Source organism: uncultured Draconibacterium sp. (genome assembly GCF_913063105.1).
Lineage (GTDB): Bacteria > Bacteroidota > Bacteroidia > Bacteroidales > Prolixibacteraceae > Draconibacterium.
The window spans coordinates 313,718-324,041 of the sequence record NZ_CAJXYQ010000005.1 but is presented as its reverse complement, the minus strand read 5'-3'; the positions used below and the strand labels follow the sequence as shown (position 1 = coordinate 324,041).

The following is a 10,324-nucleotide window of genomic DNA, read 5'->3' as shown; positions in this document are numbered from 1 at the left end:
ACGAATTGGATGTGACTGAAAAAATAATTTAATTTGAAAAATAGAAATCAATCAGACAGAGTTACATTTACATATCCGAAACTCCTCGCAGGTGACCTGCTTACTTGGAAAAATAATTACTAGGTAAACTTCAATACTAACTCTTGTAGGCCAATATACAATGGCTACTCTCTTTTTTGCGAAATGGCTAATGCTTCGCCATCTGTTGGTTCAATTAAGATTTCACCATCAACCACATTTAAAACGGTGGATTCTGTCCTTCCCCTATCTGTAATTCTAACCGCATTCACTTCATTTACACCTTTCCATTCCTTCGGGATTGCCCATTTATAAGCCTCGTCGCCTTTATTGTATGCAAACCATTCACCATCGGTCCAGGGTGCGGGTATAAAAATATTATCTCCATCGACAAATAGCCTTTCAGCCTGTTTTATGGTAAGGTGGCGGTCTGACTTTCTTACATTCGATACAACACCACCGGTGAACGTAACGGTGTAGTTTTCAAGATCCTGAAAATGCGAAATTGGACGGTATTGATTTAGAAAGTACCACACCAATGTTTTGGTACAAAATTTATGGACGATATTTTTGAGTTTCCCTTGCCTTTCGGTAAAGTCGCTATCGATTGATGCCCCCCAGGCTTCTTCGTAAAAACAGCCTGCATCAGGCATCATAGCCCAACCTGCATGAGTATAAACTCTATCTTCAGGATTACGCATGTTTCCAATCGAACCGCCACCACAAATAAGACTTGGTGGGTATTTCAGCCTATTCTCTTCAGCAAGGTTTAAGTGCCATACCATTGGAATCCTACCCATTAATTGCATATCAGCATATTCAGTTGTTACATCAACACCGTTCTTTTTCCAATAATCAAAAATATTGCATACCGTTTTATACTTCTTTTCATTATCACGAACCAAACCGAAGGCATCAATATGCACTGTCCCGTTTTCCTTTATAAAAGGCAATATTTCTAAAAGCCCATCAATACGTTTTTGTGCAAAACCTTTATCCCATTCCTTTACTTTATCTACAAAATGGCTTATTTCGCCTCCCCAAACCATACCTTCTTTGATCGACCCATCCGGATTGCGAACTATTAAATCATTTTTCAGATATATATCCCACAGAGGACTGTTTTTATAGGCATCCGACATGTTGATATGGATACTTACATAAGCATTGTACTGCCTGGCTTCTTCGGCTAGCCTAATAAAACTTGCTCTGGCATCCGTATCGCCAGACCGCTTCAACCGGTGATTAACTTCCGACCAAGCCGGATATTTTGAATCATGACCATCGAACTGCCAACCTACAAAATAGATGATTTGCTTTATCCCTCCTGTAATATCATGAATCGTTCGGATCATTTCCAAAGATTCATCAAAATCTATTTCAAGCTTCTCCCCATCTTCCGGAATATCGTTTAATACTTTATACACCAAACATTGGTGGTATTCATGGTTGTATTCATATATCCTGCTGATTTCCCCATTAACATTGGAAGCGAAGGGCTTTGTTTTATTATCGTGTGAAGGGTTTTTTACTGTGCATGAACAAAAAGATAAGATGATCAGAAATAGGCTAATTAAGGTTCTCATTTTAATCAATTTAAAAGGTTTCTTAAATGTTCATCCAATTTCAGATTAAGCTAACTCTCAAAGAAAAGAGGCGACATTTATAATGTGTTACATTCATAAACGAATCATGGGATAAGAGTTTTTAAGTCAAAAATCCAATTAAACCAGATAATTTAGTCTTAGATACCAAAGGACATTAACTCTAATAAACAAACAATACCATTTCAAAATCAACGAGTTCCGGCAGTGTTAGGCAAACCTTCCCATCCTCATTCTTAAAGTCTACGTATTGATTTGCACGTATAAGCTTAACTGCTTTCACCTCTTTCTCAGGATCGATTTTAAGGGTTATGTTGTTGATTGGTAAAGGTGAATGAAATGATGGCCCAAGTACTCCGGTATGATTTATCAGACCAACCCATTCAAAGGCATTATTCCTGTTCTTCAAATGAGTAATTTCAACCAATTCATGTGCATCTGTTTCAATGTTTGGCTGATAGCCCATAATGTTTAATATTGATGACATGATAAGTTTTGAATGAGAATGGTGACCTTTTGAATTATACATCTCTCCAATTTTAAAAGGGATATATAAACTCTTTCCTTTACCAAAATCATATGCAATCATTCCCGGAATCTCTGTAACCTCAGTGTAGTAACACTTTTCAGGAGGACCATACATAGCATTTGGAATCAACTTGAGAAATGGCTGAGCTCCTTTTTTTAGTTTGCATTCAAGAAAGTCGCTATGAATATAAGCCAGCTCCATGTCCTTATATGATTCTCTGCCAAGCCGTATCTTATCTTGCTCTTCAATTTTTAGATAGTTCGAATTTGCTTTCTTTCTTAAGTTATACTCAGATTCGACTCCCAGTGACTTTAGTCGAATTTTATTCAGCGGCCTTCGTTTCTCGTCATTCGTTGAGGTCAGGCCGGTGACTATCATTTTTCCTCCGTTTTCAACATATTCGTCCAATCTAATCACTAATTCATCGCTCATGTTTGGGTGATCAGTAACAATGATCAACTTGTAATCATTTATACTTTTGGGAGATTTTCCTGAAAGTAATCCCTCTGCGAACATCACATCGAATGGTATGTGATTTTCAGATAAGATTCTAAAAATTCCTCTATAATCATTCCATTCCCCCTTAATTAAACAAACATCAGCCTTCGACTCAACATTTGTAAATAAAACTTCATGGTTTTTATTAAAGCCATAAATATCTTTAGCATGATACAATGCAACTCTGTCTTCCTGATTAGTTATTAACCCCATACAAGCAAAATCAAGAGGAGCTGCGTTTAGTAAGTTTTCAGTCAACCTAATTCTGGTAATATCCGGAGAAGCAGGGACGTGCCTAAAACCAATATCTAAAAAACTAATGGCTATGTTTCCGGAGGTTTTATTAGCATAGGTGCCAAGAGCAGTTTTTACATGATCGCTTGCTGAGTAATGCCATTCCATTGAAGATCTTGTATTTGAAGCAGATTCACGAGCCAGAATATCCACACCATTTGGCAGGTAAGTATTAATAACTAATTTGGGATCTAATTCCTTTACAAAATTTCTCACACGTAAAAATTGTTCAGCCGATGTTATTTGAACAAACTTTCTATACTCCCTGTAAACCGGGTCATTCCAATCCTCTTTTATTGGAAGGACTAAATCTGTCGAATCTTTAAATCGTGTAATACATGCTTCACATTGGCAAATACCATGATAGTTACCGCTGTAATCACGAGTTGTATAGCCGGGCATATTAAAAAACACTCCATCTAAATCGTAGTTAGTTATAGCCTCTTCCAGTATTTCTAATGCATAAGATTGCTGATAACCTCCATTAATACAAGTATGAACCTGACCGTTATAATTTACAAATTCGCCACTTGTACTTTTGTACAGCCATTCAGTTTTTTGGAATGCATAATTTTCATTCAACTTACTAAAATCGAATCTGCCGATGACTCTAATATTTTCCTCATGGAGCCGTTTAATTAATGTCCCCAATAAATCACCTTGCATGTATTCATTTTTCCAGTGATACTTCAGAACCGTAGGATAAAATGCAACAATACCGCCAACATTTAGTCTGACTGCATTTGCTGAAACATCTTTTAGAGATTGAATATATTGGTCGATGTCCATTTGCGCATCAATCTCGCGCATATTTTGCTGAAATATTCTAACTGGTGTTCTATTCCACCAAGTGGTGTCGTATTGCCCCGGATCTATTTCAGAGATATTAATTCGAGGTCCATTACAAGCGGCTAATAACCCAATTAATATTATATAAATAAGATTTTTTGCCATGTTAGTTTAATGATTTTGCGTATTCAATATCTTTTTCCACATCTTTCATAAAGAAGCTCCAATGAAATTGCTCAAAACCAGGCCATTTAGTCATATCGTGCGCATGGCTTACATATGGCATGGGTTTATATCTGTCAACGGTTAAATCAATAACTTTCGCCCAATAGTCAACACATTTCCCTAAATACCTGATAGCATTTTCTTTATGGAGGTGCGTTTTATTCAGGTTAAACTTTTCAAGGGCAACTCCGGCGTTAAGTTTGTCAGCAAAATAGAATCCCAAATAACACCATGTTTCTAAATCATCTAGTTCCGAATTTAGAGTTTCGTTGACACTATGTTTTCGCAGTTTTTCGATAATTTGTAATGCCTCTTCACACTCCATGAATATTTTTTCGGACAATTGTGTCGGTGTAATTACCCCTTCCGGAATTTGAGCTGCACTATTTATCAGTTGACAATATTTTTTAATACTCAAGTATTCTTTGGAACTCAGTGGTTCGCTTTGAATCAATTCATCAATAGAAATGAAAGGGGAATTTTTATTCTTATAAGTAGTACTATATGGGGTAAGAAACCCTTCGCTATAAAGGGTAAGATCCCATGTAGCCTTAAAAAATGAAGCTATATAAAGTGGCACTTTTGATGCTAATGAATAGGCTTGGAGTAAACTTATCCCATCTGTTTCTGTATACCTTTTTACCAATTGTTTTGCCAGGTCTTCATCAGTTATATTCGGATTATATAATAATCTTCCCCAGGTGTGGTAGAACATCCATTGTTTTTGAAAAGCGAATTTCCATGTCTTAATTTCATTATCAAAATGAGAGTAATCTTTGGCTGGAATGTATCCTTCTGAACCAATAAAATAACCGTCAACATAATCATGATTATTCATCTTGATATGTTTTCTGATAAAGTCGGGTTCACCCCACCTCAACACAAAAATGTCTTCATTCCTAATGGTCCATGCTATAAAAAAATTATCAGGTTTAGGGTTCCAGAGTCCTTCCATGATCTGACCATTGTCATTGGCGTGAGTAAGTGCCATTAAAGGAGTAGAATGTCCATGCGACCAATTAAATTTTATTTCAACTACTGTTTTATGATTGAAACCGGCCTTATCGATAACTTGCCTCATTTCGTCAGGTTCGCCCACAAGGACCGCCCTGTGAATAAACTTTGTCTCCCGCTCTGCATCTTTCATTCCTTGGATAATCGTTTTCTCAATCCACTTTTCTCTTTCCTGAGGAGTCATCCTTTCTTTTCCCGAATTCCCCATCCAGTCAGCTAAGGTTACACCAAATCCGGTTAAATCCTGATATTCATTAATCATTTGTGTAACAGATTCTCTGGTGTATTTCTCAACTAATTCAGAGCGATCAGAATACTCTTTCGCACCGTAAGCTTCAGCAAATTGAGAAGAAACTATGATATTCCAATTCAGCATATAAGTTTCAATACCTCTCACCTTTGCCATTTTAAAAAGGGAAGCCCAAAAATATTTCCATTCCGCCATTTCCTCATTACTATACGGAGTTGCCAAAGGATAATTTTTTGCTTTTATCATGAATGGGAAAATATGCTTACTCCAAAGAGTAAGTGCATTGAAACGATTTTTTACCATCATGTCCAGAAAAGATTCCCAGTAGGCTAAATCGCGACAAGTTTCGAGGTGAACATCACTGTGTAGACCTTTTCTATATGGTGCCCAGGGAAGATTGTATTTTATTGCCCGGAATGATATTGTTGAATTCTCTGTTTTTTCGATAATTTTTTTTAAACTTTTTCTATCGTTTGTCTGCTCAAGAATATCCATTAATCCATACAAACATCCTCTCTGTGTTTTTCCAATCACAAGAATATTTCTCCCCTCTTTTAAAATTGCGTAGCCGTCATTTGTGGTAATTTCATTACATTTTTTAAGATACTTTCCTTCAACAAGAGAACCATCATTTAAAATGATCGAAACCTTTGTCATGTTGGGGCTTGAATCTACATTAGCGTAAGACAAAAGTTGAATATCTTCAAAATGTTGTTGCAGTTTTTTAACCCCATATGCAACAGTTTGTAATTCATCGTCAAAGATTATATTTACTTCCTCATCTTGTGAGCAACTTCCTAAAAGCAGAAACACATAAACTGAGGTTACCATAAGTAAAGTTAAGTTTCTCATAACGACAGTTTATTAATTTTATTTATTAGCAGTATTCTTTAAAACCTCTTTTGAGAGAAGAATCTTTATGTAATAACAACAATTCAACTACATCTTGTTACATTCTCTACAATTCTAATTTCCTAAATAAATAGCACCTATTGTTTTTCTGATTTTGCGATTACATTCGGATCCATCCCAAACTTTTTCTTCAATTCTCCCAAATGCTTATTATAAATATCTCTCGGGTCAACTTCGCTCACAACACACATTGATGCAGCCATTCCAATTACTTCACCCATAAGCGATGTTGTTCTTTGAACACGAACCGTACCTAATGCTTCTCGAGTTACACTAATATCTCTCCCTGCCATAAACAAATTAGGTATATTGCGGGAGTACAAACATCTATAAGGAATATAATAAGGAACGACACAATCCTCGAAGTCCACTGTAGAAATGAAAGCATCACCTTCAAATCCCTTTAAATAATTGGGGTTTGGATAATGAACGTCAATCTTCCATCCGGTAGGCACTATCCCGTCATTATACCAAACAGGCTTTTGTACATCTTCTTTATTAAGAATTATATCGCCAAGTAAACGACGCGATTCTCGTGTGCCGGATATAAACGATGACCATTTGAGTTTATGGTTTGGAAAAGTTTGTTCAACATTCTTCAGACTATCCCAAGCTCCATACATTGCACGGAAATTCCAATCTCTTATATATTCTCCTTTTGAAATAGGGTCGTGATTAAACCCACTTTCCCAGAACCAACGTCCTAAGTGTTTTACATTGTGGTCTTTTTCAGTCTTCCCCCTCAAAGCCCAACCTCGTTTTCCGGGAAACGGCTTATCAGAGAGATCAATAGCCCAGGGACAACTTGGAAAATCTGTTGGTTTACCCGTATCTGTTACCGCCCACATATTGCAACGTCCCATGTGTTCGTATGTAGACATTTCGAAATCTGCTCCAGCCAGATAGCCAACTGACCCGTGACCGGTACAATCGGCAAAAAACTGACCTTCGAATTGTAAACGATGACTACTTGCTATATTTTCAGCTACCACAGCTACAATCCGACCTTTCTTCATTTCTACCTTGTTCATTCGGTACATTGGAAAAAATGATAGATTTCTCTCGGAACGGACAATGGCATCTTTTTCACTATCCAAAAATCTTCTAGGATCGTTATGCCCTCTTGGATAGAGGTTATCAAGTTCTTCGTCCGACAAATCAAATTCTGCTAATATGTCTCCAAGTATTGGCGCAAATTTACTCCGAGGAATTCCACCTGTTGACACCATTATCTCTGAACTACTGTTCCCTCCAACAATCGGACGATCCTGTATAAGTGCTACTTTCAATCCTTGCCTTGCTGCAATCAATGAGGCACACATTCCTGCAAGACCTCCTCCAACTACAACGAAATCGAATTGTCCTGCTTTTTTAGGTTTTTCTTGATGACCATGCCATTTTCTGCGAAAATGAGCTAATTCCTCACCATGGTTTGGAGGGATCAAACTAATATCTTTAGTTAAAAAAATACCGGCGCATCGTCCATCAAATCCGGTAAGATCATGCAGTGCTATTTCTACATCCTCGGAGGAAAAATAAATGTGACCTCCATCTTGCCAATGCCAGTCTTCATCCCGATCGCCAAAGACCGTTTTAACTGCTTCTCCATTCACCAATACTTTAAAAATGCCAGGAGTTCCATATGCCTTTTGTGTATCCGGAGTTTCGTCTTTTTTCCAGGGCGCTACCCAATCTCTGGTTCGCACCCACAACTTGTAAGTTCCAGTTTCAATCAGCTTAACTTTTGCCGTAGCATCTACAACCGGGATACCCATGCCATGAGCCAGTAAGAAACCTGAGCCCATTTGATCCATAAACTGTGAATCTAACGACCATCCGCCGTGACTCTGAAATTGAGCCGCTTCTAACAATAAGCCAGCGTGCTGTTTCGCTCCACTCCATGCAAACTTCTGTCCAGCAACGATTGCGCTACCAGCAATTACAGTGTTTCTTAAAAATTGACGACGTTTCATCCTATATTTCTTTTTTACCTTATTAGGAAGGCTGAATTAAACTATCTATGTGGTATAGTCATACAAATCATTTTTAAAAAACCTCTTTCCCGTGCTTCTTCCTATTCTTGCCAATACTAATTCATCAGGAATTAGTTTTATGTTTTTTTAATGATACTATCTATGGTTGGTTGACTCAATTTCGGCTCCAATACGGTGTACTTTAGAATTTCACTTTACTTCCAATCGCAATTCTGAAGATCTGTCTTTATAAAGCTCAAATCATTTTATCTTCAGTTATTTAGAACATTACTGAGGGAAGTGAAAAAATACCTGAAAGAATATGTCCTTTTAAAGACATTCCAGGAACACAAAAATGTGTTTTACTGGAATGTCTATTTCTTGATTGTTTCTTTAATTGTACTGTGTGGTTTAAAATAAAGTTGAAATTCAAAATCGCTTTTAAAATTTTGTAACTATGCGAATTAATAACCAGGATTCTGGGTTAATGAGCCACCTAGCCCAACATAAGTGTCTATTTCCTGTTGAGGAATAGGGCTAAGATAGTCTCTACCTGGATTAAAAATTCTGGTTCCATTAACAAAGCGAGGATCCGGAAGGTCGAGATAGTGTTGACCTATACCTGCGTAAGAAACGAAACAGTCATCATCAATTTGAGGAATGGCAGGTGAATTTACAGGATCTAACATGCGGCCATAAATTTTAGGAGACATTACCTTTTCAGCAATTCTCCACCTTCTGATATCAAATAACCGGAATCCTTCATTTGCAAGCTCAACCTTTCGTTCCCTACGAAGTACTTTCCTCAAGTCAGAAACGTTAGTAGTTGTAACAGCAGGATAGTTTCCTGTATCATCAACATTCACTCCATATGCGCGAGCGCGAATTCTATTTAAGGCATTTAATACAGATACATCAACCTGCCCCAATTCGATTTTTGCTTCAACATAAGTCAATAAAACTTCAGCATAACGCATCAGAGTAAAATCTTCTTCATTCCATGTCTGTCCTACTTTTTGTGATTCTTCTATCGTATATTTTTTCCACAAGTAACCACAATATGAGGCAGGCCAATGATTTGCTCTATTATCTTTATTAAATCCACCTACACTTCCATCGGCAAATCTATAACTCAAACTATCCGGATGAGATTCATAGATAATCCCCGCCCAAACACTTTGCGGTGTAATAATAGATGATGTTAGCCTTGGGTCACGATTTTCGAACGGATAACGTGGGTCGTAAACTGTTGATTCATCAATAGGCTTTCCATCGGTAGCTTCATAAGAGTCTACCAATGACTGCGAAGGATACATTACGCTCCAACACCCTGGTCTATTCCTTGAGCCTTGAGCGAGTGTGAACTGTGAGGTACTCCATCCGTATTTATATGGAAGAGACAGCATTACTTCAGGAGAATTTGCAACTCCCTGAAACAGTTCAAAATAATTGGGATGTAAACTATACCCAGCTGCGCTCTCATTATCAATAACTGCTTTAGCAGATGAAGCTGCAATGTCATATCTTTCATTATATAATGCAATTCTTGCTCTTAACCCTAATGCAAAACCTTTGGTAATGCGACCAGTTTCTGAACTTGACCATGTTACAGGTAATTTTTGAGAAGCTGTTTGAAGATCAGCCAAAATATTATCAACGATAGTTGATTTATTTTCACGGGGTAGAAGTGCTTCCGAAGGTGAACTTATTACACCATCCAAGAATGGAACATCGCCAAACGATTCGGTTAGCATCATATAACAATATGCTCTAATGACTAGTGCTTCAGCCGCTATCTGATTATACCTTTCATCAGATACTACATCTATTGCACGCTCCATGTTTTGAAGTAATAAATTGGTTCGTGCAATACCTCTATAAAAGAATGTGTATGTATTTCTAAAACCTGCAGTTGTTGAGCTGTGAATTCCAGATCCCAGATCAACAAATCCGTCTCCATTGTTTCTACTGACCCCAATATCAGAGGAAGCATTATCCATAACTACTATCTGAGGCACACCATACGATGCCAAATACCTAAATGCGGTGTAGGCTCCTGTAAGAGCAAGTTCCAATTCAGCTTCACTACTATAAAAAGTTGCATCAACCGGTTCTGTCAACGATTCAAGATCAAGAAACTTATCTTCACATGAGTAAAATCCAATTAAAAGGATTAAGCTCATTAATGTTATATATTTTTTCATGTTTATACCTTAAA

Annotated in this window: 5 protein-coding genes; all 5 read right to left on the bottom strand. The window is 37.3% G+C overall.

Translation table 11 applies throughout. The annotated features are described in order from the left end of the window. Positions 1-164 precede the first annotated feature (164 nt). A complete protein-coding gene (locus QZ574_RS07325) occupies positions 165-1,604 on the bottom strand; it encodes an endo-alpha-N-acetylgalactosaminidase family protein (RefSeq protein ID WP_297088346.1) in 1,440 nt (479 codons plus the stop codon). Between the two features lie 181 nt (positions 1,605-1,785). Next, positions 1,786-3,897 carry a beta-galactosidase trimerization domain-containing protein gene (locus QZ574_RS07320; protein ID WP_297088344.1) on the bottom strand — a complete coding sequence of 704 codons (2,112 nt, stop codon included), beginning with the start codon at positions 3,895-3,897 and terminating at the stop codon, positions 1,786-1,788. A gap of 1 nt (position 3,898) precedes the next feature. Then, complete coding sequence (locus QZ574_RS07315) at positions 3,899-6,073, bottom strand: hypothetical protein (RefSeq protein WP_297088343.1); 2,175 nt, start codon at positions 6,071-6,073, stop codon at positions 3,899-3,901. A 137-nt stretch (positions 6,074-6,210) separates the two neighbouring features. Further along, positions 6,211-8,106 carry an FAD-dependent oxidoreductase gene (locus QZ574_RS07310; RefSeq protein WP_297088340.1) on the bottom strand — a complete coding sequence of 632 codons (1,896 nt, stop codon included), beginning with the start codon at positions 8,104-8,106 and terminating at the stop codon, positions 6,211-6,213. Between the two features lie 464 nt (positions 8,107-8,570). Then, the gene (locus QZ574_RS07305) at positions 8,571-10,310 is read right to left on the bottom strand and encodes a RagB/SusD family nutrient uptake outer membrane protein (RefSeq protein WP_297088338.1); all 1,740 of its coding nucleotides are present in this window, start codon (positions 10,308-10,310) and stop codon (positions 8,571-8,573) included. Between the last annotated feature and the right edge of the window lie 14 nt (positions 10,311-10,324).

Coding starts and splice junctions, on each gene's coding strand:
- QZ574_RS07305 (WP_297088338.1), bottom strand. CDS start 10,310: ATGAAAAAATATATAACATTAATGAGCTTAATCCTTTTAATTGGATTT.
- QZ574_RS07325 (WP_297088346.1), bottom strand. CDS start 1,604: ATGAGAACCTTAATTAGCCTATTTCTGATCATCTTATCTTTTTGTTCA.
- QZ574_RS07315 (WP_297088343.1), bottom strand. CDS start 6,073: ATGAGAAACTTAACTTTACTTATGGTAACCTCAGTTTATGTGTTTCTG.
- QZ574_RS07320 (WP_297088344.1), bottom strand. CDS start 3,897: ATGGCAAAAAATCTTATTTATATAATATTAATTGGGTTATTAGCCGCT.
- QZ574_RS07310 (WP_297088340.1), bottom strand. CDS start 8,106: ATGAAACGTCGTCAATTTTTAAGAAACACTGTAATTGCTGGTAGCGCA.